Genomic DNA, 24,133 nt, shown 5'->3' on the forward strand with positions numbered 1-24,133 from the left:
AGTTATGCGGCCGGTCATGGATGGCCGTGGACGGGAGGGGGGGCGGCACGGTGACCCACCGCGCCGCCCCGCCGCCGTCGTTCCCGGCTAGGACTCCCCCGGGCCGGCGAGCCCCTCCGGCTCGTCGAAGGAGGCCCGGTCCGCCAAGCGCGGGTCGTCGCCGTCCGGCACGACCATGACCGGTCCGCGCGCGTGGTGGAGCACGCCCTGGCTCGTGGAACCAAGCAGCATGCCGGCGAAGCCGCCGCGCCCCCGGGACCCGGTGACGACCAGCGGGGCGCTCGTGGACTCCTGGATCAGGACCTCGATCGGCGACCCGTCGATCACGTCCGTTTCCACCTCGAGGTCCGGGAAGTGGCTCTTGAGCCAGCGGACCCCGTTGCCGAGCTGCTCGCGGACATCCGCGGTCAGCGCCTCCTGGTCCACCGTGGCCGGCATCCAGGCCACGGAGCCGCTGATGGGCGGCAGCGCGCAGACGACGCGCAGGCGCAGCCCGCGCGCGACCGCCTGTTCGGCGGCGACGAGCACGGCCAGGCGGGCGCGTTCGGAGCCGTCGACGCCGACGACGACGGTGTCCCGCATCGCGGGCGCGTCCGCCGGCCGGTCCTTCACGCACACGGGCACGACGACCGTGGGGCACTTGGAGTGCGCGGGCAGGGCGCTGGAGACGGACCCGAGCAGGCGACCGACGAAGCCGCCGCGGCCCCGCGTGCCGACGACGACGACGTCGGCCTGCTCGCTGAGGTCCAGCAGGACCCCGGCGGCGTCCCCGGACTCCACCCGGGCCCGGACCTCGATCCCGGCCGCATCCACGGATTCCCGCGCCTGGCGGAGGACCTGCTCGGCCCCGTCCCGGATGACCTGGTCGTCCAGGGTCGCGTACCCGGCGTCCATGCTGGAGGCCGCGAAGACCGGGATGGTGTACGCCGTGATGATGTTGAGCGGGACGCCGCGCCGCCGCGCCTCGGCCGCCGCCCACTCCAGGGCGCAACGGCCCGCCTCCGAGCCGTCCACCCCGACGACGACACCGTCCGCCGGCTCCAGGGCCCGATCGTCGACTCGTTCCGCGCTCATCGTCCTCGCTCCTCGTCTCGCTGGACTGTGGGCCTACTCCCATTGTTCACCCTACCCAGCGTGGGGTCCATCACGGTCCGACCTGCGCAAACCGTCGCTTTTCCGGCGATTCCCCCGCGCCCTCCGCCAGTAGGATTTCCCCATGTCCCCTCAGCGCCTCAAGGCACTTGACCGCTACTTCCTGATCACCGAACGCGGCTCCACGTTCTCCCGGGAGATCCGCGGCGGCTTCGCCACCTTCTTCGCCATGAGCTACATCGTGGTGCTCAACCCCCTGATCCTCTCCGGGGCCGACTCCGCGGGCACGACCCTCGGCCTCGACCGCGTCGCCGCGGCCACCGCCTTCGCCGCCGGTGTCCTGACCATCCTGATGGGCGCGTGGGCGAAGCACCCGTTCGCGCTGGCCACCGGCCTGGGCGTCAACGCGTTCGTCGCGATCACGGTCGCCACGAACCCGGGACTGTCCTGGGCGCAGATGATGGGCCTCGTGGTCCTGGCCGGCGCGACGATGATGGTCCTGGTCCTCACGGGCTTCCGGACGGCCGTGTTCAATGCCGTGCCGCCGAGCCTGAAGACCGCGATCGTCATCGGCATCGGCCTGTTCATCGCCCTGATCGGACTCGTCAATGCCGGCTTCGTGCGCCGCGTCCCGGACGCCGCCGGCACCACCGTTCCCGTGGGCCTCGGCGTGGGCGGCGAGCTGCTCGGCTGGCCGACGCTGGTGTTCGTGTTCGGCCTGCTGCTCACGGCCGCGCTGGTGGTCCGCCGCACCCGCGGCGCGATCCTCATCGGCATCATCGCCTCCGCGGTCCTCGCCAACGCGCTCGAGGCCGTGTTCGACATCGGCCCCAGCTTCGACGCCGCCACCGGCGAGGCGAATCCGCAGGGCTGGGCCCTGGTCGTCCCGTCGCTGCCGTCCTGGGGGCTTCCGGACCTGAGCCTCATCGGCGAGGCGGACCTGTTCGGCGCGTTCGCCCAGCTCGGGGTGATGGCGGCGCTGCTCCTGTCCTTCGTGATCCTGCTGTCGATCTTCTTCGACGCGATGGGCACCATGGTCGGCCTGGCGAACGAGGCGGGGACCGTGGACGAGCACGGGAACATCCCGAACGTGGACCGCGTGCTGCTCGTCGACGCGTTCGGCGCGGTCGCCGGCGGCGGTTCCTCCGTGTCCTCCAACCAGATCTTCGTCGAGTCCGGGGCGGGCATCGGCGAGGGCGCCCGGACCGGCTTCTCGGCCATCGTCACCGGGCTGCTGCTCATCGCCGCGATGTTCCTGACCCCGCTGATCTACCTCGTGCCCTTCGAGGCGGTGGCCCCCGCGCTCGTCGTCGTGGGCTTCATGATGACGACCCAGGTCGGCCGCATCGACTGGACCGATTGGGGCGTGGCCATCCCCGCGTTCCTGACGTTCACCGTCATGCCCTTCACGTACTCGATCGCCAACGGCATCGGCGCCGGGTTCGTCTCCTACGTGTTCCTGCGGGCGCTGCAGGGCCGGTCGCGGGAGATCCACCCGCTAATGTGGGTCGTCGCGGCCGCGTTCGTGCTCTTCTTCGGCGTCGGCGTCATCGAGCAGGTCGTCGGCGTCTAGCCGCCGCCCCGCCGGGCGTGCGCGTGCGGGCTGGGCGGGGGCCGCACCCCCTGCCCAGCCCGCACGCTCCGGGGAATCCCCGCCGGGACGGCCCCTACCGGCCGGTGGGCCGCGCCACCGACTCGCCGGACTCCGCGCGGCGGGCCCGGTCCTCGGCGTCGAGGGCGTGGAGGGAGGAACCGCGGGTCTCGCGCAGGGCCAGGACGGCCACCACGGTGATCCCGCACGCCACGAGCAGGTAGATGTTCACGCCCAGGTACCCGCCCGTGGTCTTGAGGATCTGGGTCGCGATGATCGGCGCGAGCGAGCCCGCGAAGATCGACGTCACCTGGTAGCCGAGCGAGACGCCGGAGTAGCGCATGCGCGTCGGGAACATCTCCGCCATGAGGGCCGGCTGCCCCGCGTACATCAGGGAGTGGAAGACCAGGCCCACCGCGACCGCGGCCAGGATGACGGGGACGCTGCCCGTGTCGAACATCGGGAAGGCGAAGAAGCCCCACGTCGCCCCGAGCAGGGCCCCGGCCAGGTAGACGGGCCGGCGGCCCACGCGGTCCGAGAGCCGCCCGGCCAGCGGCACGGCGACGAAGTGGATGACGTGCGCCACCGCGAGCAGGCCCAGGATGGACGCGGTCTCCACGCCGATGTGGCCGAGGTAGACGATCGAGAAGCTGACCACGATGTAGTAGAGGATGTTCTCGGCGACGCGCAGGCCCATGGCGGTGAGGATGCCGCGCGGATAGCGGCGGACGACCTCGCCGACGCCGTAGGAGACCTCCTTCGTGCGGGCGACCTCCTCCTTGGCCTCCTTGAAGATCGGGGCCTCGTCGATGTGCCGGCGGATCACGTAGCCGACGACGACCACGACGGCGGAGAGCCAGAACGCCACGCGCCAGCCCCAGGCGAGGAACGCCGCCTGGCTCAGGACCGAGGACATGACCCACAGGACCACCGTGGCGAGCAGGTTCCCGACCGGGACGGCGGCCTGCGGCCACGACGCCCAGAAGCCGCGGGAGTGGTCCGGCGAGTGCTCGGCGACGAGCAGCACCGCCCCTCCCCACTCCCCGCCGAGCGCGAGGCCCTGGATGAAGCGCAGGAGCACCAGCAGGACGGGCGCCGTGTAGCCGATCTGCTGGATCGTCGGCAGGCAGCCCATGAGGACGGTCGCGACGCCGATCAGCACGATCGTCAGCTGCAGCGTGTACTTGCGGCCGAGCTTGTCGCCGATGTGGCCGAAGACGATGCCGCCGAGCGGGCGCGCGACGAAGCCGACGGCGTAGGTCAGGAACGCGGCGATGACGCCGTCGAGCGGGTTGCCGGTGGTCGGGAAGAACTGGGTGCCGAAGACGAGGGCGGCCGCCGACGCGTAGAGGAAGAAGTCGTACCACTCGACGACGGTTCCGGCCATCGAGGCGCCGACGATCTTCTTCAGGCCGGACTGCGGGCGGGCCTCGGGACTGGGATCGGCCATGATGCTCCTTGGGGTGATGCGCGGGTGTGATGCGTGCCACTGGGGCTCATCCCGAGTATGTTCTCTTGATCTCTGCACGACAATGACAAAGGATGCAGGCCGGACCTGCAATTTCGCACGTGGAAGGGGGCGCCGTGGGACCGGTGGGGGAGGACGACGGCGGGGCCCCCGCGGGGTGGTCCCCCGCGGAGGGCGGTGCGCCGCGGGACGGACTGCATGCGGCCGACGGCGGCGGCGTTCCGGGGCGCCAGCCGAACGCGGACGACCTGCTCGTCCTGCGCTCGGTCGCCCAGACGGGCCGCTTCGGCACCGCCGCGGAGCAGTTGGGGGTGAACCACACGACGGTGTCCCGCCGGATCGCCGCGCTGGAGCGGGACCTCGGCGCGCGCGTGTTGCTCCGCACGGCCGGCGGGTGGGAGCTGACCGACCTGGGCCGGCGGGCCGTGGAGGCGGCCGACGGCGTGGCCGAGGCGCTGGCGGCCCTCGCGGCGCGGCCGGCCGCGGTCCCGGGCGTCTCCGGTGTGGTCCGGATGAGCTCGACGGACGGGATCGGCGCCTACGTGGTCTCCCCCGTCGTCGCCCGGCTGCGCGAGGACAACCCGGGCCTGCGCGTCGAACTGGTGGCCGCGACGCGCCGCGCCTCCCAGATCCGCTCCGGCATGGACCTCGAGGTCGTCGTCGGGCGGCCGCAGGCCCACCGCGCCAAGGCCGTGCACCTGGGCGACTACCGGCTGGGCCTCTACGCGTCGCGGCGCTGGCTGGACCGGCACGGGGCGCCGGGGTCGCTGGCGGAGGTCGTGCGGCACCCGCTCGTGTACTTCATCGACTCCATGCTCCAGGTGGACGCCCTGGACACGCCGCGGCGGCTGCTGCCGGGCATGCGCGACTCCGTGTCCTCCACGAACGTGTTCGTGCACGTCCACGCGACGCGCGCGGGCGCCGGGATCGGGCTGCTGCCCTGTTTCATGGCCGGTGAGCACCCGGACCTGGTCCGGATCCTGCCGGAGGTGCACGAGCAGCTGCCGTACTGGCTGGTCGCCCGCCCGGAGACCCTGCGCCAACCGGCGCCGGCGGCCGTGGTGGAAGCCCTGCGCGCGGGCATGGTGGAGGCGCGGGACTTCCTCCTGGGCACCGCGCCCTCCCCGTTCCTGGGGTAGCCGCCCGCGGGCGGACGCCGGGGGCAGGGCCCCTAGCGGGCGAAGGCGCGCACGCGGGCATCGTCCCAGTGCTGCGCCGGGACGCCGCCGCCGAGCAGCTCGCGCAGCAGGGACGGCCCGGCCGGGATCGGGGCGTCCGAGCCGGCGATGACCACGTTGCCGTGGCGCCGGCCCTTGAGCATCGCGGGGTCGGCGACGATGGCCGCGTGCCGGAAGACGGAGGCGACGACGCGGGCCTCGCGGCGGGCCCGCTCGAGCCTGGGCGTGTCGCCGCAGTTGGCCAGGTACAGCCCGTCGGGGGCCAGGACGCGGCGCGCGTGGGCGGTGAACGCCGCCGTCGTGAGCTCCTCGGGGGTGCGGTCGCCGGCGAACACGTCGCGGACGACGACGTCGCGCGTCCCGTCCGTGAGCGAGGCCAGCACGGCGCCGGCCTCCCCGACGCGCAGCCGCAGCAGCGGCGCCCGCGGCAGCCCGAACCAGTCGCGCACCAGCTCGGCCAGGCGCCCGTCCAGCTCGACCACGGTCTGCCGCGCGTCCCGGTACCCGGCCGCGACCCAGCGGGCCATCGAGCACCCGCCCCCGCCGAGGTGCAGGACCCGCAGCCGGCGCGCGCCGCCGTCGTACTCCCCCGCCGGGAACCGCTCGCGCAGCAGCGCGGCCATCCAGCGCATGTACTCGAAGTCGAGCCGCGCCGGGTCGGCGAGGTCGACGTGCGAGGACGGGACGCCGTTGACGCGCAGGATCCAGGAGGTGTCGGAGTAGGGGTCGCGCTCCAGGGTCGCCGTGCCGGTGTCGATCGGGTAGTCGCCGGGCGCGGGGCCGCCGGCCGCGCGGTCGTCGCGGCGCCCGCCCCGGGGCCGCCCGCCGGAGCGGCCGGCCACGTCAGGCCCCCGGCCCGCGGCGGACCATGCGGATCTCGTGCAGGCCCTCCCAGGGGCCGACCATCGGCTCGCGGCGGCCGTCGGGCCCGAAGCCGTGCTTGCGGTAGAACGCGTGGGCGCGGGGGTTGTCCTCGAGCACCCAGAGCAGGGCCGGGCCGGGACCGATCGCCGCGTCCATGAGCCGCAGCCCGAGGCCCGTCCCGTGGTGCGCGGCGAGCACGTAGAGCATCTGCAGTTCGTTGGGGACGCCGGCGTCGGCGTCGTCGTCGATCACGGGGGCGCCGCCCGCGCACCCCAGGATCCGCCCGGCGGCGTCTTCCGCGATCAACAGCTCGGCCCCGGCCTCGAGCCCGCGCGTCCACCAGTCCGCCTGCCGCTCGCGGCGGGCCTCCTCGGCGGCGAAGAACGACTCGGGACGCTGGCCCGCGTAGGTCTCCCGCCAGGCGGCGAGCTTCATGGCCAGGGTGGCGGGGACGTCGGCGACGGTGGCGCGGCGGATCGCGGGGGCGTACTCCATGGGCCCATCCTCCCCGACGTCCCGCGCGGGGCGCGAACCGGCGCCCTACCGCACGACGGCGAGCGCGAACCCGTCCCAGCCCTTGGCGCCCGTGGTCTGCAGGGCCGTCGCATCGACCCGCGGGTCCTGTCCCAGCAGCTCCAGGGCGGCGCGCGTCCCGGCGACGTCCCGCCCCTCGGGGGTCTCCGAGTCGCCCGCGGTCAGCACGCTGCCGCCGCGGACCACGTTGTCCAGCACGATCACGGCGCCGCTGCGGGCCAGCCCGATGGCCTGCTCCGCGTAGGCGGCGTTGTTCTCCTTGTCCGCGTCGATGAAGACCAGGTCGAACGGGTCCCCGCCCTCCGCGGCGAGGGCGGCCAGCGTGTCCAGGGCGGCGCCGACGCGGATCTCGACCCGGTCGGCGACGCCGGCGGCCTCGAGGTTGGCGCGGGCGACGTCGGCGTGCCGGGGCTCGTACTCGCACGTGACGACCCGCCCGCCGGCGGGAAGGGCCCGGGCGAGCCACGTCGTGGAGTACCCGCCGAGCGTGCCGATCTCCAGGATCCGGCGGGCACCGACGAGGCGGGCCAGCAGGTGCAGCAGCTTGCCGGACCCGGGCGTGACCTCGATGTGCGGCAGGCCGGCCTCCTCCGCGGCCCGGCGGCCCTCCGCGAGGGCCGCGTCCTCGCCCACGACCGTCTCCGTGAGGTAGGCGTCGACGGCCTCCGGGGTCGCGTCGGTGTCCGGGGCGTCCATGCTAGGCCTCGCCCTGGGTCTCGAGCGCCTTCTGCAGGCGGTCGATCTTCCCGGTCAGCTCACCGGTGCGGCCCGGCCGGATGTCGGCCTTCAGCACCAGGGACACCCGGGAGGCGCCCTGGCCGGCAGCCTCGGTGGCCCGCTTGACGACGTCCATCACCTCGTCCCAGTCGCCCTCGATCTCGGTGAACATCGAGGACGTGCGGTGGGGCAAGCCGGAGTCCTGCACGATCCGCACCGCGGCGGCGACGGCCTCGTGGACGGAGCCGTCCGGATTGGTGGTGGAGGGGGCGACGGAGAACGCGACGATCATGGGCCCAGCGTCCCATGTGGGGGTCGGGTTGTCACGGCACGGCGGTGGCCTGGGTCACAAGTGGGGTCCACGATGTGAGATACTGGTCGGCGTGCCCGAATCCGGGCGCCACCCCAACCCATGCCGCCGACACCCCAGGCAGGACCATGCAGACCAGCACGACCACCCGTCCCGCAGCCCCCGCGGACGGCTCCCTGCGCCGCTCGCTCTCGCTGCGCCACATCCGCTTCATCGCCCTCGGCTCGGCCATCGGCACGGGCCTGTTCTACGGCTCGTCCGAGACGATCCAGGCCGCGGGACCCGCCGTCCTCATCGCCTACCTCGTGGCCGGCTGCGCCGTCTACGTCGTCATGCGGGCCCTCGGCGAGCTCGCCGTCCGGCACCCCGTTGCCGGGTCCTTCGCCCAGTACGCCAGCCGCTACATCGGGCCCCGGGCCGGGTTCCTGACCGGCTGGACGTTCGCGTTCGAAATGATCATCGTCGCGATCGCCGACATGACCGCGGCCGGCAAGTACATGGGGCTCTGGTTCCCCGACACCCCCGGCTGGGTCTGGATGCTGGCCGCCATGCTCCTGATCGGCGGCCTGAACCTCCTGCACGCCGGCGTGTTCGGCGAGCTGGAGTTCTGGTTCACCCTCATCAAGATCTCCACCATCATCGCGATGATCGGCGGCGGCCTGTGGCTGATCGTCTTCGGCGTCAGCACGGGCGGCTACGAGCCCGGCGTCCACCACCTCGTCGACCACGGCGGGTTCGCCCCGTTCGGCGTCTGGGGCATCGTCATGAGCCTCGGGATCGTGGTCTTCTCCTTCGGCGGCATCGAGACGCTCGGCATGACCGCCGGCGAGTCCGACGACCCCGCCCGCGCGATCCCCAAGGCCGTGAACACCGTCCCGTTCCGCGTCCTGATCTTCTACGTCCTGTCCCTGGGCATCATGCTCTGCCTGTTCCCGTGGGATCGGATCGGCTCGCAGGGCAGCCCGTTCGTGCAGGTCTTCGCCGGCCTGGGCATCCCCGGCGCCGAGCACATCATCAACGCCGTGGTCCTCACGGCGGCGCTCTCCGCCATGAACGCGATTTTCTACGCCGCGACCCGCACCATGTACGGGCTCGCCGAGCAGGGACACGCGCCGGCCTCCTTCACCCGCGTCTCGCGCTTCGGCGTGCCGGTCTGGCCGGTCGCGATCATCGGCGCGTGCCTGGTCGCCGGGCTCGGCCTGTTCTTCTGGATCCCGGACCAGCTGTTCCTCGTCGTCGCGTCCATCGCGACGTTCGCGACCGTGTTCACCTGGTCCTCGATCCTCCTGGCCCACCACCGGATGCGCCGCGAGCTGGCCGCCGCCGGCGAGCGCCCGGGCGGGTACGCGCTGCCGGCGTGGCCCGTGCTCAACTTCCTGGCGCTCGGGTTCATGGCGGCCATCGCCCTGATCCTGCTGTTCACGCCCGCGGGGCGCACGGCGCTGGTCGTCGGCGCGGTCTGGATCGGGCTGCTGCTCGTCGCCTACCGCTTCGTGGTCGGCCCGTCCGGCCGGCGCCCGGCCGAGCTGGCCGTCAGCGCCGCCGCCGGCGACGCCCCGGGGGCGGGCCGCTAGGTCCGACGACGACGCCGGGGCCCGGCGCGCGTTCCGCCCCTTTTCCCGGGGCCCGGGACACGCGCCGGGCCCCGGCGCTACCGTGGGCGGCAACGCCACCACAGGAGGATGCGCCCGTGCTCGTGCTCGTCGTCAACGCCGGCTCCTCGTCACTGAAGTACCAGCTCCGCGACACGGCTGACGGCTCGCGCCTGGCCGGCGGGAAGGTCGAAGTCGGCGGCGACGGCGCAGCCGACCACGCCACTGCCCTGGCGCGGGCCCTGGACGACCTCGGGCCGGACGCCCGGCGCATCGAGGCCGTGGGCCACCGGGTCGTCCACGGCGGGGGCCGGTTCGCCGGCCCCACGCGGATCACCCCGGCCACGGCGGACGCCATCGAGGAGCTGGCCCCGCTCGCCCCGCTGCACCACCCGGCCAACGCGGCGGGGATCCGTGCCACGCGCGCCCGCTGGCCGGGCCTGCCCCAGGCCGCGGTGTTCGACACCGACTTCCACCGCACGCTCCCGGAGCGGGCCCGGCGCTACGCCCTCCCGCCCGAGCTGTCCGACGGGCACGGGATCCGCCGGTACGGGTTCCACGGCTCCAGCCACGAGTCCGTCACCGGCGCCGCCGCCGCGCACCTGGGCGTCCCCCGGACGGAACTCAACGCGGTCCTGTGCCACCTCGGCAACGGCGCGTCCGCCACCGCCGTCCGCGGCGGGGCCAGCGTCGACACGTCGATGGGCTACACGCCCCTGGAGGGCCTGGTCATGGGCACCCGGTCGGGGGACCTCGACCCCGCCGCGGCCCTGCGCCTCGTCGCCGCCGGACACTACACGGCCACGGAACTGGAGCGGCTCCTCAACTCCGGCTCCGGGCTGCTCGGGGTCGCCGGGGACGCGGACCTGCGCGCCGTCCTGGACCGCGCGGACCGCGGCGAGGCCGACGCGCTCGTGGCCCTGGACCTCGCCGCGTACCGGCTCGCGAAGTACGTCGGCGCCTACCACGTCGCCGTCGGCGGGGCCGCCGCCGTCGTCTTCAGCGGCGGGATCGGCGAGAACTCCCCCGACTTCCGGCACCGCGTCGCCGCGCAGCTCGGACCCCTCGGCGCGGTCCTGGACCCGGAGGCCAACGCCGCCGCCGGGTCCGTCCGGGACCGGGTGGCCGCCATCTCGGCGGCGCACTCCCCGGTGGCCCTGCTCGTCGTGCCGACCGACGAGGAGGAGGTCATCGCCCGGCGCACGGCGGAGCTCCTCGCCGCGGACGGGACGGGCGCCGGGGCGCCGCCGTCGGTCCGCTAGCGGCGCTGCCTGATCTGCTCGAGGAGCTCCTCCTCCGCGGCCGCGCCGGGCGCGACGCCGGCGGGGATGCGGATCAGGAGGACGAGACCCAGGACCCACCACAGGCCGAAGAGGATCCAGGGTGGCGGGGTGAGGGCGGCCGGCATGCCGGGCAGGTACAGGCTCAGGAGACCCACGCACAGGACCACGGCGGCGACGCCGATGACGACGCCGGCGTTGCCGCTCCCGCCGACGCGCAGGGGGCGGTCCATCCGCGGCTCCCGGCGGCGCAGGACGACGAACACGAGGGCCACCAGGATGTAGGCGATGACGATGCTGGGAGCGCCCGAGTCGACGAGCCACACCAGCATGGCCTCCCCGAAGAACGGGGCCAGGAACGAGAGCGCGCCGATGAACAGGAGGGAGTTCACGGGGGTCCGGTACCTGGGGTGCAGCCTCCCGAACCAGGCCGGGAGCATCCCGGAACGCGCCATCGAGAACATCAGCCGGGAGGCGCCCAGCAGCAGTGAGTTCCAGGAGGTCAGGATGCCCGCGATCCCCCCGGCGATGAGGACCTTGGCCATGAGGTCGCTGCCGAACAGCGCGCCCATGGCGTCGGCCGTCGCGATGTCCGCTTGGGCGATCTCGCCGGGAGGCATCGCGGAGGACGTGGTCAGCACCGTCATGGCGTACCAGATGGTGGCCAGCAGGACGGCGACGACGACCAGCTTGCCGATCTGGCGGGCCGGGATCTTGACCTCCTCCCGAAGACGAGCGTGAGTCCGATGGCCAGGAGGAAGAGCACCACGAAGGTTTGGGCTGCACCCGCCAGCTTGACGCCGAGGATGTTGATCGCGGTGATCACCACTGCGGCCAGGGCCCCGACCAGGGCCCACGTCAGGTGGACCTGGGATCCGGCCACCTCCCACAGCGGGATCTGGCTCAGCCCGGGAAAGAGGTATTCCGCGGTGCGGGGAAGCGCCACGGCCTCGAAGGCGACGATGGTGATGTACCCGCCGGTGATTCCCCAGGACCCGATGAACGACCAGCGCGGGCCCATGCCGCGGAGCAGGAAGTTGTGCTCGCCGCCCGCTTTCGGCATGGCCGCGGTGAGTTCGGCGTAGGTCAGTCCCACGACGCCCATGATGACGCCGCCCGCGACCATGGCGAGGACTGCCCCCCACGTGCCGGCGGACGAGATCCAATCGCCGGTGAGGACCACCCACCCGAATCCGATCATGGCGCCAAAGCCCAGGGCCAGGGCGTCCCAGTTGCCCAGGACCTTGAGCAGGGAACCGTCCTGCGGGGGGATGTTCGGAGAAGCCTTCATGCGTCCTCGCTCGGTGTAGCTCCGCCGGGGCGACGCCCGCCCCGGGTCCACGCGCGGCGCCCGGGAAGACCACACGACCCGCTGCCGTTCCCCGGCCCTTGCCACGGGAGTGTCTTGCCGGCGGGCCTTCCGTGTCAAGACGACCGGGGCCGCCGCCGCAGGTGAACCGGCCGGGCCCGCGGGAGGAGGGGTGTCCCCTAGAGCATCTCCAGCGGCGCGCCGGGTGCGGGCGGCGGGAACCGCGCCTCGATGGCGGCCAGCTCGTCGGGCGCCAGCTCGAGCCCGGCGGCGGCCGCGTTCAGCCGCGTGTGGTCCGGGTTGGCCGCCTTGGGGATGGCGAGGACCCCGCCGTCGCGCAGCACCCACGCGAGCGCCACCTGGGCGGGCGTCGCGCCGCGCGCGTGCGCGACCTCGCGCAGGACCGCGTCCCCGAGCAGGCGTCCCTGCTCGATCGGCGAGTACGCCATGGGCACGATCGACTGCCGGCGCAGGGCCGGCAGCAGTTCGTGCTCCGGGCCGCGCCGCGCGGGGTTGTAGAGGATCTGGTTCGCCGCGGGGACGGCCCCGGCCGGCAGGCCGGCCAGGTCCCCGGTGTCGAAGTTGCTCACGCCCCACGCCCCGATCAGGCCCTCCGCGACCAGCGACTCGAACCCGGCCACGGTCTCCTCGAGCGGGTGCGGACCCGGCCAGTGCAGCAGGTAGAGGTCCAGGCGGTCGGTGCCCAGCCGCTCCAGGGAGGCGCGGCAGGCCGCGACCGTGCCGGACGCGCTCGCGTTTCCGGGCAGGACCTTGCTCACGAGGAACACCTCGTCCCTGCGGCCGGCGATCGCCTCCCCGACCAGCTCCTCGCTGCGCCCGTCCCCGTACATCTCCGCCGTGTCGATGAGCGTCAGCCCCAGGTCCAGTCCCGTGCGCAGCGCCTCGATCTCCGTCTGGCGCGTGGTGCGGTCGTCGCCGAGGAACCACGTCCCCTGGCCCAGGGCCGGCACGCGCGTGCCCGCCAGCTCAAGGTGCTTCATGCCTGCCAACCCCCGGTGTTGTGCGTGTGACTGCACCCGACCCTACCCAAGCGGGGGCACGGACTGCGGATCGGCGCGGCATGGTGCAGGATGGGAGTATGACGCACGCCACACCGGCCGACGACGAGCGCGAGTACACGGACGGGCCGGCCGCCCGCCGCGGGGGCGCGGAACCCCGCCGGGGCGGCCACGGACCCGACGACGGCGGCCCCCTGCTCCGGGTGGAGTCCCTGGCCATCGACTTCGAGACGATGGACGGGACGGTCCACGGCGTCCACGACGCCTCCCTGCGCCTGGACGCCGGCCGGACGCTGGCGATCGTGGGCGAGTCCGGGTCCGGCAAGTCGACGACGGCGATGGCCGTCATCGGCCTGCTGGCCGGCAACGGGCGCGTCGCCGGAGGGAGCATCACGTTCGACGGCCAGGAGCTGGTGGGCCTGCCCGAGGCCCGGATGCAGCGCATCCGCGGGGGCCAGATCGGCCTGGTGCCGCAGGATCCGATGTCCAACCTCAACCCGGTGTCGCGGATCGGCCAGCAGGTGGCGGAGACGCTGCTGGCGCACGGGATGGCCAGCCGCAGGGACGTCGGCGAGAAGGTCGTGGCCACGCTCGAGGCCGCCGGCATCCCGAACGCCGGCGACCGCGCCCGCCAGTACCCGCACGAGCTCTCCGGCGGCCTGCGCCAGCGCGCCCTGATCGCCATCGGGCTGGCCTGCCGTCCGCGGCTGCTGATCGCCGACGAGCCGACGTCGGCGCTCGACGTCACCGTGCAGCGCACCATCCTGGACCAGCTCGACGCCATGACCTCGGAGCTGGGGACCGCGGTCCTGCTCATCACCCACGACCTGGGCCTCGCGGCCGAGCGGGCCGAGGACCTGGTGGTCATGCACCGCGGGCGGGTCGTCGAGTCCGGCCCGGCGAAGCGGCTGCTGGAGGACCCGCAGCACCCCTACACGCGCTCCCTGGTGGGGGCCGCTCCCTCGGTGGCGGCCGTGCGGCTGCAGCCGGCCGCCCTCGCCGGGGACGCGCAGCGGCGCCGCGCCGCGGCCGCGGCGCTGGTGGCGGACGACGGCGGCGGCGCCGGGGGCGGGGCCGCCGCCACGGAGAACATCGTCGAGCTGCGCGACCTGACGAAGACGTACCGCCGGCGGGGCTCCGCCGAGGACTTCCACGCCGTCCGGAACGTCAGCCTGCAGGTCCCGCGCGGCTCCACCGTGGCGCTCGTCGGCGAGTCCGGGTCCGGGAAAACCACCACCGCCCGGATGCTGCTCAAGGTCGTCGAGCCGACCAGCGGGTCCATGCTCTTCGACGGCCGCGACCTGGGCTCCCTGTCCAAGGCCGAGCTGCGCGACTTCCGGCAGCGCGTGCAGCCGGTCTTCCAGGACCCGTATTCGTCGCTGAACCCCATGTTCACGGTGGGGCGGATCGTCGAGGAGCCCCTGGTGGAGTACCGGCGCGGCGGGGCGCGGGAGCGGCGGGCCCGGGTGGCGGAGCTGATGGACCAGGTCGCCCTGCCCCAGTCGATGTTGCGCCGCTACCCGACCGAGCTCTCCGGCGGGCAGCGGCAGCGCGTGGCGATCGCGCGGGCCCTGGCCCTGAAGCCGGAGCTGCTCGTGTGCGACGAGCCCGTCTCCGCGCTCGACGTGCTCGTGCAGGACCAGATCCTCAAGCTGCTCGGCGACCTGCAGACCGAGCTGGGGCTGAGCTACCTGTTCATCAGCCACGACCTCGCTGTCGTGCGCCTGGTCTCCGACTTCGTGTGCGTGATGAAGGACGGGGAGCTCGTGGAGGCCGCGACGTCGGAGGAGATCTTCACGAACCCCCGCCACCCGTACACGCGCCGGCTGCTGGCCTCGATCCCCGGCAACGAACTGCGGATCGAGTTGGACCCCGACGCCGCCTAAGGAGGGACGCGCCATGGACGCCGCAGGACCGCGGAACCCGTCACTTCCCGGGGATCCCGGACCGCCGGACGGTGGCGACGGGCCGGACCCCGCCGAGTGGCGCTTCCCCGACCTCCACCCGGACCACGGGCCGGCCTCCGGTCGCCACGGGCAGGGGCCCGAGCCCGGGGCGCGCGACCGGGAGCCCCGCGGGGAGCACGAGCCCGCCTACGGCGAGCGCGCGCCGGAACCGCCCCCGCCGCGGCCGGAGGGCTTCGGGCTGCGGACCGGCGTGCGCAGCCACGCCGTCGCCGTTGGCATCGCCGTGTTCCTGCTCGTGATCGCCACCCTGCTGCTGCTGATGGGCGCCTACCTGGCGGCCCAGGCCGGGGACTGGTGGGCCGTGGCCGTGCTCGCGGTCCTGGAGGCCGGGTTCATCGGCGCGTTCCTGGCGCTGCGCGGGCAGGCGCGGGGCCGGTAGCCGGAACCCCGGACGGGCGAGGGCCCGGCAGCCGGCATCGCGCGGTCCCCGGCCGGGCCGGCGGGCCAGACCGCGGGGCCCGGGCCCGCGCTCAGCGGGCCCGCGACTTCGGGTCCAGCGACTCGCGGAGGGACTCCCCCAGCAGCGTGAACCCGAGGGCCGTGATGGCGATGCAGGCGCCGGGCAGGAACGCGAGCTGCGGCGCGATCCCGAGTTCGGCCTGCGCGTAGGTGAGCATCCGCCCCCACTCCGCGGTCTGCGGCACGCCCCCGCCCAGGCCGAGGAAGGAGAGGGCCGCGGCGTCGATGACGGCGGTGGCCAGGGTGAGCGTCGCCTGCACGATCACGGGCCCCACGGAGTTGGGCAGCAGGTGGCTCATGGTGATCTTGCGTGTGCTCAGGCCCAGGGTCTGCGCGGCCAGGATGTAGTCGGACTCCTTCTGCGCCAGCATCGAGGAGCGCAGGAGCCGGGCGAAGATCGGCACGGCGGAGACGCCGATGGCGATCATCACCGCGTACTGGCCCTGGCCCAGGACGGCGGCGATGGAGACCGCGAGCAGCAGGTTCGGCACGGAGAGCAGGATGTCGACGAAGCGCATGATCACGTTGTCGACCCAGCCCCCGATGCCGCCGGCGAGCAGCCCCAGCAGCATGCCCCCGACCAGCCCCATGGCCGTGGAGACGACGCCGATGGTCAGCGAGGCGCGCGCGCCCCAGATGAGCTTGGAGAGCACGTCCCCGCCGAAGCGGTCCAGCCCCAGCGGGTACCCTTCGACGTCGCCCGGCCCCGGGATGGCCGTGGGCGTGATGTGGGTGCGGCCCGGCAGGGCCTCGCCGCCGTACGGCGCCAGCCACGGGGCCAGCAGGGCGACGAGGACGAACGCGCCGACGATGGCGGCGCCGGCGAGGGCGGCCGGGTTCCGGCGCAGTCGGCGGAAGGCGTCGCCCCACACGCTGGTGCCCCGGGGGGCGCCTCCGCCGCCGTCGCCGCGGCCCTGCTCCGGGACCGCGGCGTCCGCCGCGTCCGGGCCGTCGGGGCCGAAGCCGCCGGCTGGGGTGGGGGGAAGGGTTGTACTCACTGCACACGCACCCTCGGGTCGATGAGGCTGTAGGAGACGTCCACCGCCAGGTTGATCAGCGAGTAGATCAAGGCGATGAAGATGATGAACCCCTGCAGGACGGGGTAGTCCAGGGTGAAGATGGCGTCGCGGAGGAACCGGCCGATCCCGTTGAAGGCGAACACCGTCTCGGTCAGGACGGCGCCGGAGATCAGCAGTCCCAGCTGCAGGCCGATCGTCGTCGTCACGGGGAGCATGGCGTTGCGCAGCACGAACCGGTTGCGGATCTGCGCCTGCGGCAGGCCCTTGGCCCGGGCGGTGCGCACGTAGTCGGCGTTGACGACCTCGAGCACCGAAGCCCGGGTGATCCGCACGATGATGGCCAGGGGGATGGTCCCGAGGGCGATGCCGGGGAGCACGAGGTGCATGACGGCGTCCCAGGACGCGTCCCATTCCCGGGTCAGGATCCCGTCGAGGACGTAGAAGTCGGTGACGTGTGTGGCGTCGATGCGCGGGTTCTGGCGCCCGTCGGTCGGGAACCAGGGCAGCTGGATCGCGAAGAGCCACTTGAGGATAAAGGCCAGGAAGAACACCGGCACGACGATCCCGCCGAGGGACAGGACCACCGACCAGTGGTCCTGCCAGCGCCCGACGTGCCGGGCCGCCCAGTAGCCCAGCGGGATCCCGATCCCGACGGCGAAGACGAGCGCGAACGCCGTGAGCTCGAGCGTCGCGGGGAACCGCGTGGCGAACTCCTCCAGGACCGGCCGGCCCGTGCGCAGGCTGACGCCGAAGTCCCCGGAGAGCAGCTTGCCCATGTAGGTGGCGTACTGCGCGAGGATCGGCTCGTCGAACCCGTAGAGCTCGTTGATGCGGGCCACCGCCTCGGGCGTCGCCTTGTCCCCGAGCAGGGCCGTGGCGGGCCCGCCGGGAAGGTTGCGCACCCAGAGGAACAGCAGGATGGACAGGCCGAACAGGGTCGGCAGCAGCAGGGCCAGGCGCTTGCCGATGGTGGCCAGCACGCGGGTCCCCCTCTCGGGTCGGCGGTCGGCCGGGTGCGGCGGCGGGGGCTGGCCCCGCCGCCGCGCCCGCGGCCCTAGCGGTTCAGGACGATCTGGTTGAAGACCTCGTCGTTGACCGGGCTCGTCGGGTAGGACTCGACGCGGTCGCTGAAGGCGAGCGACGGCGCCGGGTGGGCCAGCGGGATGGCCGGGACGAACTCGGCGATGTCCGCGTTGATCTCCTCGTAGAGCGGGGTCTGCTCCTCGAGCTTCGGGGTGGATCGCGCCTCGGCGAGCTTGCGGAACAGCTCCGGGTTGTCGAACCCGAACTCGGGCTTTTCGCCGCCGAAGAACACGCCGACGAAGTTGTCGGTGTCGTTGTAGTCGCCGGTCCAGCCGAGCAGGTGGATCCCGTGGTCCGCGCCGCCCTGGATGCGGTCCAGGTAGTCCGGGCTCCACTTGTCCGGCTGCGCGTTGACGGTGATCCCGACCTCCTTCAGCTGGGCGCTGATGTTCGTGAAGATCTGATCCGGGGTCGGCATGTACGGCCGGGAAACGCCGGTCGGGTAGTTGAAGTCGACCTCGAAGCCGTTCGGGTAGCCGGCCTCGGCCAGCAGCTGCTTGGCCTTCTCCGGGTCGTACTCGTACGTGGTGACGTCCGGATTGTAGCCGTTGACGGACTCGGGGATGAACTGGGTGGCCTTCTTCGTGCCCTCCGGCAGCGTCTGGCTGATGAGCGCGTCCTTGTCGATCGCGTGGGCGATGGCCTGGCGCACCTTCGGCTTGGCGAGCTCGTCGACCTCGTGGTTGATGCCCAGGTAGAGGATCGTGAACGGGTCGCGGGCCAGGATCTTGAAGCCCGCGTCCTCCAGGGCCTGCGTGTCGGCGGGGGCCACCAGGTCGTAGCCGTCGATGTCGCCGGCCTCCAGGGACTGGCGCCGGGCCACCGGGTCGTCGATGACGCGGAAGATGATCTTCTGGATCTGGCCCTGCTCGCCCCAGTAGTCCTCGTACGCGGAGAGCTGGATCTGCTGGCCGTTCTCCCACGAGTCGAAGGTGAACGGCCCGGTGCCGACGGGGTGGGCGGTGGCGTACTCGGACAGGACCGGCGCCTCGGCGGTGCCCGAGATCTTGTCCGCCCCGTACTTCTCCATCGCGGCCGGGGACTGCATCGCGAACGCGGGCAGGGACAGGGAGGCGATGAACCCGGCGAACGGCTTGGCCAGGTTGACGGTCGCCTGCGTGGGGGACGTCGCCTCGCAGGACTCGTAGACGGCGTCCTCCGGGCTGTCCGCGTAGCCCTTGAACAGGGCGTTGTAGTAGTACCCGACGCTCTCGGCCTGCTGGATGCCCTTGAAGTTGTACCAGCGGTCGAAGTTGGCGCAGACGGCCTCGGCGTTGAACTCCGTGCCGTCGTGGAAGGTGACGCCCTCCTTGAGCGTGAAGTCGTAGCTGAGTCCGTCGTCGGACGCCTCCCACGACTCCGCGAGCAGCGGGGCGGGGTCCGCGGTGCCGGGCTCCACGCCGACGAGGCCCTCGAAGATCTGGCGCGAGACGCGGAACGACTCGCCGTCGGAGGCGAACGCGGGGTCGAGGGACTGCGGGTCGGACGACGCGGCGAAGATGAACGTCGGGTTCACCTCGCCCTCGGCGGCCTGGCCGCCGTCGTTGTCCCGCTGGCTCTCGGCGCACCCGCTGAGGACGAGCGCGCCGACGGCCAGCAGCGAGGTCGCGGCGGCGAGGCGCCGGCGGGGGCGCCTGGAGGTGCCGAAGGGCTTCATGCTGTGGCTCCTGGGTTGGTCCGCGCACCCGGGCCGGTCCTGCCGACGGCGGGCGCCGGATGTGACGTGCGTCGCATCCACTCGAGAGCCTAATCTCATTCAGCGTTCGTTTCACGCCCCCGGCGCCGGGAATCCCCCGCCGGAGGGTCACGATTGCGTCACACCGGCCGCCCTTGGCCGCCGCGGCGGGGCCGCCTAGCGTGGGGGCTCCGGCCGGGCGCGGGCCCGGCGGACCCGAGACGGAAGGGAGCGCGGCATGGACGAGGACGGCATCCACGACCGGATCGAGCGGCTCGTGGCCAGGGAACAGTCCCTCCGCGAGGCGGCCCCGGACCAGGGCGGCTCCGAGGAGCGGACGGCGGAGCTGCGGGACATCGAGGTCCAACTGGACCGCTGCTGGGACCTGCTGCGGCAGCGCCGCGCGCGGGCGGACGCGGGGCAGGACCCGGACCAGGCGCGGGCGCGCCCCGCGGACGAGGTCGAGGGCTACCGGCAGTAGGCCCGGCGCAAGCTCTCCGCGGGCCGGTGCAGCGGACCCGCCACCGGCGGGTTCGGGCGGCGGGCGGTCACCGCCAGCCGGCGAGGCGCAACAGGGCGGCGGCCGCCGCGCCGACGATGACGACCGCCAGGAACGGCGCCCGCAGCAACAGCGCGACAGCGGCGGCCGCGAGCGCCCCGGCCCGGGCGTCGAGGGCCAGCTGCGGCCCGGAGGTGAACGCGTTGACCGCGGTGAGGGACGCGAGCAGGCCGATGGTCAGCGTGCCCGCCACCCTGGTCATGCGCGGGCTGTCCAGGACCTTGGCCGGCACCAGGTAGCCGAGCAGCTTCGTGGCGTACGCGACGGCGCAGGCGATCAGGACCCAGCCCCACAACCCCATCAGTGCGCCTCCCCGTCGCCGCGCCGCGCGCCGTGCGGCTCGCCGAAGTCCGGCTCGAGCCCCTCGTCCGACGGGCCCCGCCCGAACCAGCCCCACAGCCCAGCCACGAGCGCGGCGAGCAGGATGGGCAGCCCCGCCGGGACGAAGGGCGCCGCCACCAGCGTCACGAACGCGGCGACGACGGCGATCGCGACCGGTTCGCGCGCCGACAGGCGCGGCCACAGCAGCGCCAGGAACGCGGCGACGGCCGCACCGTCCAGCCCCCAGGCGGCCGGGTCCCCCAGCGCGTCGCCGAGGAGCGCGCCCACCAGCGTGAACGCGTTCCACAGGACGTAGACCCCCACGCCGGCGGTCCAGAAGCCGCGCCGCCGCTCCCCCGGGTCCGTCTGGCCGGCCGCGGTGGCCGCCGACTCGTCGATCGTCACGTGCGCGGCGAGGACCTTGCGCAGGCCCCGGGGCCGGGCGAGGGCGTTGAGCTGCATCCCGTACACGGCGTTGCGCACGCCCAGGAGGGTCGCGGCGCCGAACGCCGCGGCCCCGGAGCCGCCACCGCCGACGACGCCGATGAACGCGAACTGGCTGCCGCCCGTGAACATCAGGGCCGACAGCGCCACGGTCTGGCCGAGGCTCAGCCCGGAGGCGACGGACAGGGCCCCGAAGGAGATGCCGTACAGGCCCGTGGCGACGGCGATGGACAGGCCGATCCGCACGGCCGGGGAGTCGAGGTAGCGCACCGGCCGTCCTACCGGCCGCTGGCGTCTGGGTGGCGCTGGGGGATCACGCCCCCGATTCTAGGCGTCTCCGGCCGCCGGTCCCGCAGCCGGCCGGCCGCGGTCCCCGGCGCCCGTCGGTCCGGCCCGCCGGGTGCCCTATCGTGGACTCCGCGCGGCCCCGCCGCCGCCCCCACGCGAGGAGGTCCCATGGCGATCGAGGTCACCACCGGTCCCGGCGGCAGGCTGCCCACCGACGCGGAACGGGCCGAGGCGCTGCGCCGGATGAAGGCGCTGGCCACGGGCCTGCTGGCCGGCATGGCCGTGGTGTTCGCCGTCGCGTTCGCCCTCGAGCCCGCCGTCCCGTGGCTCGGCTACGTCCGGGCGGCGGCCGAGGGCGGGATGGTCGGCGCCCTCGCCGACTGGTTCGCGGTCACCGCCCTCTTCCGCCACCCCATGGGCCTCCCCATCCCGCACACGGCGATCATTCCGCGCAAGAAGGACCAGATCGGGGCCAGCCTGGGCGACTTCGTCGAGGAGAACTTCCTGGACGACGAGGTCGTGGCCCGGAAGCTGGGCACCCTGCGGTTCGCGGCCGCGGCCGGCGGCTGGCTGTCCCGCCCGGAGGGGGCCGAGCGGGTGGCCCGCGAGGGGTCGGCCGCGATCCGGGGCGTGCTGGAGGTCCTCGACGACGAGGACGTGCTGCGCCTGCTGGAGGCCCTGGCCCGCCGGCACATGCTGGCGCCCGAATGGTCCTCGACCCTGGGCCGGATCCTGGCCACGGTCGTGCGGGACGGCCACCACCGGCAGCTGGTCGACCTGCTGGCCGACCGGGCGGCCGACTGGGTCCGCAACAACCCGGAGACCATCGTGTCCCTGGTGGCGGAGCGCTCCCCCTCGTGGGTCCCGGCCATGGTCGACCAGCTGCTCGGCGAGCGCCTGCACCACGAACTGGCCGGCTTCGTGGACGCGGTCCGCCGCGACCCTCAGCACCAGGTCCGGCGCAGCATCGACGCGTGGCTCGAGGCGTTCGCGGCGGACATGCAGGCCGACCCCGCCACCGTGGCGAAGGTCGAGCGGCTGAAGCACTCGTTGCTCGGGGACCCGCAGCTGCGGGAGCTGGCGGCGGCCAGCTGGTCCAGCGTCAAGCACGCCCTGATGGACGCCGTCGAGAACCCGGAGTCGGAGCTGCGCCGCTCCTTCGTCCGCGCGGTCGCGGACCTCGGGTCCCGCCTGCAGTCGGACGCCCGGCTCGCCGGGAAAGTGGACGGCTGGGTGTCCGGCGCCGTCCGCTATCTCGTCCGCACGTACCGGCACCAGATCGCGGCGCTCATCCGGGAAACCGTCGCCCGCTGGGACGGCCGGGAGACCAGCCGGAAGATCGAGCTGCAGGTCGGGCGCGACCTGCAGTTCATCCGCATCAATGGCACGGTCGTCGGCGCGCTCGCGGGGCTGGCGATCTTCGCGGTGGCCGACCTGCTCCTGCGCTGACCCGCGCCCGCGTGCTTCCCGGGGCCCGGGCCCGCCAGCCGCCGGCCTACGGGGCCGTCCGCCGCCGGCGCTCGGCCTCGATGCCCTCCTCGACGTCGCGGGCGGCCCGTTCGCGGACGCCGCCGTCGTCCCCCGGCGCCTCCGCGGAGGCAGCGGCGCCCGGCGTGGCGGCGAGCTCCCCGGGAATCACCGTGGGCAGCGGGCCGAACGCCAGGGCGGCGGCCTCGACGACCTTCTTGCCGAGCACCCGGTTGCCGACGCCGCCGACGGCGGCGCCGATGCCGAACGGGATCGCGCGCCCCAGCATGGACGCGCCCTGCGTGGCGAGCATGCGGCGCAGGAAGCGCTTCTGGATGCTCCGGCCCACCACGCCCCACAGGCCCGACTGGGAGCCGGAGCCGAAGACCTCGCCCCAGCCCTGGACCGGGCTGGCGCTGCGGCCGGCGACCTGGTGGGTGAGGGAGGAGATCAGCGAGGAGCCCTCGTCCCCGAGGAGGATGGCCATGACCATGGTCCGCGCCTTCTGCGGGTCCTCGGTCGTGATGCCGTGCAGCTCGGCCAGGGACTGCGCGTACAGGGCGCTCGCCTCCAGGAAGCCCACCGTTGCCGCGGCCGAGAGGCCGAGCGAGGCCACGGTGCCGATGCCGGGGACCGCGGCGGTCGCGCCGACGGCGGCGCCGGAGCCCGTGACGGCGAGCATGTAGTCCCGCTCGACGAGGCAGGCGAGCTCGGCGGCGGTGGCCTGCGGGTGCTTGCGGCGCAGCCGCCGCAGGTAGGCCAGCACGAAGGGGCGCTGCAGGCCCACGGCCTTGAGGATGGCGCCCTGGACGCCCTCCACGGGCTTGCCGTCGGGGCCGACGATCCGGTCGGGGAGCTGTTCCTTCATACCGGGAACTCTACGGGCTGGTGGCCCGGGCCTGCGAGGGTTGCCGCCGCGGCGGAGCTGCCGCGGGCCGGGCGGGCGGCGCGGCGCTCACGCGGCGGCGGGCGCGGCGCTCACGCGGCGGAGGGCGCGGCGCTCACGCGGCGGCGGTGGCGGCCGCGCGGCCGGGGCCGGAGGGTTCCGTGGCCCGGATCGCCCGGCGCAGGGACAGGAAGAGCAGGACCGTCGCGGCGGTCAGGAGCATGTGGCCCAGGCCCGCGGCGCCGGCCAGCGCCTTGGACCCTGCATCCCCGCCGAGGACGGTCAGCGTGCCCTTGACGAGCATCATCCCCCCGGTGAGGGCCACGCCGGCGGTCCAGGTCCCGTGGAACCAGGCGAACAGGCGCGGGGCCGCCGCGGGCAGCCGGAACTGCCGGGCCAGGGGCAGCACGACGAGCAGGGTCAGGAAACCCAGGACCAGGAAGTGCGTGTGGGCGAGCGGCAGCTGCGACGCCGACCGGTCGGCGAAACCGGTCGCGCGGGTCAGCTCCCGGTAGTAGAGGCCGGAGGCCAGCCCGGCGGCGGCGAAGGCGAACGAGGTGTAAAGCAGGCGGAGCACTGGGGCCTTTCGGGTGTTGGCGGACGGGAGTCTCCCGTCCCACCTCCAGCCTGCCGCCCGCCGCGGCCGGCGGCATCAACCATTCGGTGGATTCCCGCGGGCCCTCGACTTCCGTTGGGCCGGGGGTAGGTTGGGCCCACGGGGCGGGTACGCCGCCCCGGAGCGAGACGGAAGGGGATTCGCCATGCGGATCGGACTCTCCATTTTCCTGCTGGCCCTCGGCGCGATCCTGGCGTTCGCCGTCCGGGACGCCGTCCCGGGCGTGGCGCTCGGGGTCGTCGGCTACATCCTCATGGCCGCCGGCGTCCTCGGCCTGATCCTGTCGCTGGTCGTCGGCATGGGGGCGCGTCGCCGCGTCTCCGAGTCGCACACCGTGCGGGACCGCGGCCTCGGGGACGAGCGGACGCACCGGGAGACGCGCGACGGGTTCTAGC

Annotated in this window: 23 protein-coding genes and 1 pseudogene; 9 read left to right on the top strand and 15 right to left on the bottom strand. The window is 73.9% G+C overall.

The features are described 5' to 3' along the window. Positions 1 to 87 precede the first annotated feature (87 nt). On the bottom strand, positions 88 to 1,074 hold the full coding sequence (locus tag AC1Q5D_RS13860; RefSeq protein ID WP_481739049.1) for a universal stress protein: 987 nt from the start codon (positions 1,072 to 1,074) through the stop codon (positions 88 to 90). A gap of 142 nt (positions 1,075 to 1,216) precedes the next feature. Between AC1Q5D_RS13860 and AC1Q5D_RS13865 the strand changes: the two genes are divergently transcribed. Then, positions 1,217 to 2,665, top strand: coding sequence for an NCS2 family permease (locus tag AC1Q5D_RS13865; protein WP_481739050.1), 1,449 nt, complete (start codon positions 1,217 to 1,219; stop codon positions 2,663 to 2,665). Between the two features lie 94 nt (positions 2,666 to 2,759). Here AC1Q5D_RS13865 and AC1Q5D_RS13870 read toward each other — a convergent pair whose 3' ends face one another. Further along, positions 2,760 to 4,133: an MFS transporter gene (locus AC1Q5D_RS13870; RefSeq protein ID WP_481739051.1), complete on the bottom strand. Its 1,374-nt coding sequence runs from the start codon at positions 4,131 to 4,133 to the stop codon at positions 2,760 to 2,762. 212 nt (positions 4,134 to 4,345) lie between these two features. Between AC1Q5D_RS13870 and AC1Q5D_RS13875 the strand changes: the two genes are divergently transcribed. Continuing rightward, on the top strand, positions 4,346 to 5,290 hold the full coding sequence (locus tag AC1Q5D_RS13875) for a LysR family transcriptional regulator (RefSeq protein WP_481739091.1): 945 nt from the start codon (positions 4,346 to 4,348) through the stop codon (positions 5,288 to 5,290). Positions 5,291 to 5,322: 32 nt separating this feature from the next. Here the strand turns inward: AC1Q5D_RS13875 and AC1Q5D_RS13880 are convergent, their stop codons facing one another. From AC1Q5D_RS13880 to AC1Q5D_RS13895, 4 genes are read right to left on the bottom strand one after another with little or no spacing between them, the layout of a single operon-like run. After that, positions 5,323 to 6,171: a spermidine synthase gene (locus tag AC1Q5D_RS13880; RefSeq protein WP_481739052.1), complete on the bottom strand. Its 849-nt coding sequence runs from the start codon at positions 6,169 to 6,171 to the stop codon at positions 5,323 to 5,325. A gap of 1 nt (position 6,172) precedes the next feature. Further along, entirely contained in the window at positions 6,173 to 6,688 is a 516-nt protein-coding gene (locus tag AC1Q5D_RS13885; protein WP_481739053.1) for an N-acetyltransferase family protein, read from the bottom strand. 45 nt (positions 6,689 to 6,733) lie between these two features. Continuing rightward, positions 6,734 to 7,423 (bottom strand): O-methyltransferase, encoded by a 690-nt coding sequence (locus AC1Q5D_RS13890; RefSeq protein WP_481739054.1) that lies wholly within the window; start codon positions 7,421 to 7,423, stop codon positions 6,734 to 6,736. Between the two features lies 1 nt (position 7,424). Beyond that, positions 7,425 to 7,736, bottom strand: coding sequence for a thiamine-binding protein (locus AC1Q5D_RS13895; RefSeq protein WP_481739055.1), 312 nt, complete (start codon positions 7,734 to 7,736; stop codon positions 7,425 to 7,427). Positions 7,737 to 7,882: 146 nt separating this feature from the next. On the opposite strand from AC1Q5D_RS13895, the gene AC1Q5D_RS13900 reads away from it, so the two are divergent. Beyond that, positions 7,883 to 9,328 (top strand): amino acid permease, encoded by a 1,446-nt coding sequence (locus tag AC1Q5D_RS13900; protein WP_481739056.1) that lies wholly within the window; start codon positions 7,883 to 7,885, stop codon positions 9,326 to 9,328. Between the two features lie 116 nt (positions 9,329 to 9,444). Then, positions 9,445 to 10,608, top strand: a complete 1,164-nt coding sequence (locus AC1Q5D_RS13905) for an acetate/propionate family kinase (RefSeq protein WP_481739057.1) — start codon at positions 9,445 to 9,447, stop codon at positions 10,606 to 10,608. Here AC1Q5D_RS13905 and AC1Q5D_RS13910 read toward each other — a convergent pair. Both AC1Q5D_RS13910 and AC1Q5D_RS13915 read right to left on the bottom strand, forming a co-directional pair. Further along, positions 10,605 to 11,917: pseudogene (locus AC1Q5D_RS13910) on the bottom strand (APC family permease). The gene AC1Q5D_RS13905 and the pseudogene AC1Q5D_RS13910 overlap by 4 nt on opposite strands. Before the next feature lie 197 nt (positions 11,918 to 12,114). Beyond that, a complete protein-coding gene (locus tag AC1Q5D_RS13915) occupies positions 12,115 to 12,936 on the bottom strand; it encodes an aldo/keto reductase (protein ID WP_481739058.1) in 822 nt (273 codons plus the stop codon). A 251-nt stretch (positions 12,937 to 13,187) separates the two neighbouring features. Between AC1Q5D_RS13915 and AC1Q5D_RS13920 the strand changes: the two genes are divergently transcribed. Together AC1Q5D_RS13920 and AC1Q5D_RS13925 are read left to right on the top strand one after the other, a co-directional pair. After that, the gene (locus AC1Q5D_RS13920; protein WP_481739092.1) at positions 13,188 to 14,840 is read left to right on the top strand and encodes a dipeptide ABC transporter ATP-binding protein; all 1,653 of its coding nucleotides are present in this window, start codon (positions 13,188 to 13,190) and stop codon (positions 14,838 to 14,840) included. A gap of 13 nt (positions 14,841 to 14,853) precedes the next feature. Continuing rightward, positions 14,854 to 15,300 carry a hypothetical protein gene (locus AC1Q5D_RS13925; protein ID WP_481739059.1) on the top strand — a complete coding sequence of 149 codons (447 nt, stop codon included), beginning with the start codon at positions 14,854 to 14,856 and terminating at the stop codon, positions 15,298 to 15,300. A 91-nt stretch (positions 15,301 to 15,391) separates the two neighbouring features. Here AC1Q5D_RS13925 and AC1Q5D_RS13930 read toward each other — a convergent pair whose 3' ends face one another. From AC1Q5D_RS13930 to AC1Q5D_RS13940, 3 genes are all read right to left on the bottom strand, one after another. Next, the gene (locus AC1Q5D_RS13930) at positions 15,392 to 16,378 is read right to left on the bottom strand and encodes an ABC transporter permease (protein ID WP_481739060.1); all 987 of its coding nucleotides are present in this window, start codon (positions 16,376 to 16,378) and stop codon (positions 15,392 to 15,394) included. Continuing rightward, positions 16,375 to 17,379, bottom strand: coding sequence for an ABC transporter permease (locus tag AC1Q5D_RS13935; protein ID WP_481739061.1), 1,005 nt, complete (start codon positions 17,377 to 17,379; stop codon positions 16,375 to 16,377). The genes AC1Q5D_RS13930 and AC1Q5D_RS13935 overlap by 4 nt, the downstream gene beginning before the upstream one ends. Before the next feature lie 74 nt (positions 17,380 to 17,453). Beyond that, positions 17,454 to 19,139 carry an ABC transporter substrate-binding protein gene (locus AC1Q5D_RS13940; RefSeq protein WP_481739062.1) on the bottom strand — a complete coding sequence of 562 codons (1,686 nt, stop codon included), beginning with the start codon at positions 19,137 to 19,139 and terminating at the stop codon, positions 17,454 to 17,456. 256 nt (positions 19,140 to 19,395) lie between these two features. On the opposite strand from AC1Q5D_RS13940, the gene AC1Q5D_RS13945 reads away from it, so the two are divergent. Next, a complete protein-coding gene (locus AC1Q5D_RS13945) occupies positions 19,396 to 19,638 on the top strand; it encodes a DUF2630 family protein (RefSeq protein ID WP_481739063.1) in 243 nt (80 codons plus the stop codon). Between the two features lie 67 nt (positions 19,639 to 19,705). On the opposite strand, the gene AC1Q5D_RS13950 is transcribed toward AC1Q5D_RS13945, so the two are convergent. Together AC1Q5D_RS13950 and AC1Q5D_RS13955 are read right to left on the bottom strand one after the other, a co-directional pair. Further along, positions 19,706 to 20,017 (bottom strand): AzlD domain-containing protein, encoded by a 312-nt coding sequence (locus AC1Q5D_RS13950; protein ID WP_481739064.1) that lies wholly within the window; start codon positions 20,015 to 20,017, stop codon positions 19,706 to 19,708. Continuing rightward, a complete protein-coding gene (locus tag AC1Q5D_RS13955) occupies positions 20,017 to 20,751 on the bottom strand; it encodes an AzlC family ABC transporter permease (RefSeq protein ID WP_481739065.1) in 735 nt (244 codons plus the stop codon). The genes AC1Q5D_RS13950 and AC1Q5D_RS13955 overlap by 1 nt, the downstream gene beginning before the upstream one ends. Positions 20,752 to 20,937: 186 nt before the next feature. On the opposite strand from AC1Q5D_RS13955, the gene AC1Q5D_RS13960 reads away from it, so the two are divergent. Continuing rightward, on the top strand, positions 20,938 to 22,218 hold the full coding sequence (locus tag AC1Q5D_RS13960; protein WP_481739066.1) for a DUF445 domain-containing protein: 1,281 nt from the start codon (positions 20,938 to 20,940) through the stop codon (positions 22,216 to 22,218). A gap of 46 nt (positions 22,219 to 22,264) precedes the next feature. Here the strand turns inward: AC1Q5D_RS13960 and AC1Q5D_RS13965 are convergent, their stop codons facing one another. Continuing rightward, complete coding sequence (locus AC1Q5D_RS13965; RefSeq protein WP_481739067.1) at positions 22,265 to 23,104, bottom strand: hypothetical protein; 840 nt, start codon at positions 23,102 to 23,104, stop codon at positions 22,265 to 22,267. 133 nt (positions 23,105 to 23,237) lie between these two features. Then, entirely contained in the window at positions 23,238 to 23,699 is a 462-nt protein-coding gene (locus AC1Q5D_RS13970) for a DUF2871 domain-containing protein (protein WP_481739068.1), read from the bottom strand. Positions 23,700 to 23,883: 184 nt separating this feature from the next. Here AC1Q5D_RS13970 and AC1Q5D_RS13975 point away from each other — a divergent pair, with 184 nt between their 5' ends. Then, the gene (locus AC1Q5D_RS13975) at positions 23,884 to 24,132 is read left to right on the top strand and encodes a DUF6458 family protein (RefSeq protein ID WP_481739069.1); all 249 of its coding nucleotides are present in this window, start codon (positions 23,884 to 23,886) and stop codon (positions 24,130 to 24,132) included. Position 24,133: the final 1 nt, after the last annotated feature.

It is taken from the genome of Arthrobacter paludis (genome assembly GCF_056782315.1).

Bases quoted from the DNA above. Each gene is read 5' to 3' on its own strand.
- AC1Q5D_RS13860 (WP_481739049.1), bottom strand. From the start codon at position 1,074: ATGAGCGCGGAACGAGTCGACGATCGGGCCCTGGAGCCGGCGGACGGT.
- AC1Q5D_RS13865 (WP_481739050.1), top strand. From the start codon at position 1,217: ATGTCCCCTCAGCGCCTCAAGGCACTTGACCGCTACTTCCTGATCACC.
- AC1Q5D_RS13870 (WP_481739051.1), bottom strand. From the start codon at position 4,133: ATGGCCGATCCCAGTCCCGAGGCCCGCCCGCAGTCCGGCCTGAAGAAG.
- AC1Q5D_RS13885 (WP_481739053.1), bottom strand. From the start codon at position 6,688: ATGGAGTACGCCCCCGCGATCCGCCGCGCCACCGTCGCCGACGTCCCC.
- AC1Q5D_RS13890 (WP_481739054.1), bottom strand. From the start codon at position 7,423: ATGGACGCCCCGGACACCGACGCGACCCCGGAGGCCGTCGACGCCTAC.
- AC1Q5D_RS13895 (WP_481739055.1), bottom strand. From the start codon at position 7,736: ATGATCGTCGCGTTCTCCGTCGCCCCCTCCACCACCAATCCGGACGGC.
- AC1Q5D_RS13900 (WP_481739056.1), top strand. From the start codon at position 7,883: ATGCAGACCAGCACGACCACCCGTCCCGCAGCCCCCGCGGACGGCTCC.
- AC1Q5D_RS13915 (WP_481739058.1), bottom strand. From the start codon at position 12,936: ATGAAGCACCTTGAGCTGGCGGGCACGCGCGTGCCGGCCCTGGGCCAG.
- AC1Q5D_RS13920 (WP_481739092.1), top strand. From the start codon at position 13,188: ATGGACGGGACGGTCCACGGCGTCCACGACGCCTCCCTGCGCCTGGAC.
- AC1Q5D_RS13925 (WP_481739059.1), top strand. From the start codon at position 14,854: ATGGACGCCGCAGGACCGCGGAACCCGTCACTTCCCGGGGATCCCGGA.
- AC1Q5D_RS13940 (WP_481739062.1), bottom strand. From the start codon at position 19,139: ATGAAGCCCTTCGGCACCTCCAGGCGCCCCCGCCGGCGCCTCGCCGCC.
- AC1Q5D_RS13945 (WP_481739063.1), top strand. From the start codon at position 19,396: ATGGACGAGGACGGCATCCACGACCGGATCGAGCGGCTCGTGGCCAGG.
- AC1Q5D_RS13950 (WP_481739064.1), bottom strand. From the start codon at position 20,017: ATGGGGTTGTGGGGCTGGGTCCTGATCGCCTGCGCCGTCGCGTACGCC.
- AC1Q5D_RS13960 (WP_481739066.1), top strand. From the start codon at position 20,938: ATGGCGATCGAGGTCACCACCGGTCCCGGCGGCAGGCTGCCCACCGAC.
- AC1Q5D_RS13965 (WP_481739067.1), bottom strand. From the start codon at position 23,104: ATGAAGGAACAGCTCCCCGACCGGATCGTCGGCCCCGACGGCAAGCCC.
- AC1Q5D_RS13975 (WP_481739069.1), top strand. From the start codon at position 23,884: ATGCGGATCGGACTCTCCATTTTCCTGCTGGCCCTCGGCGCGATCCTG.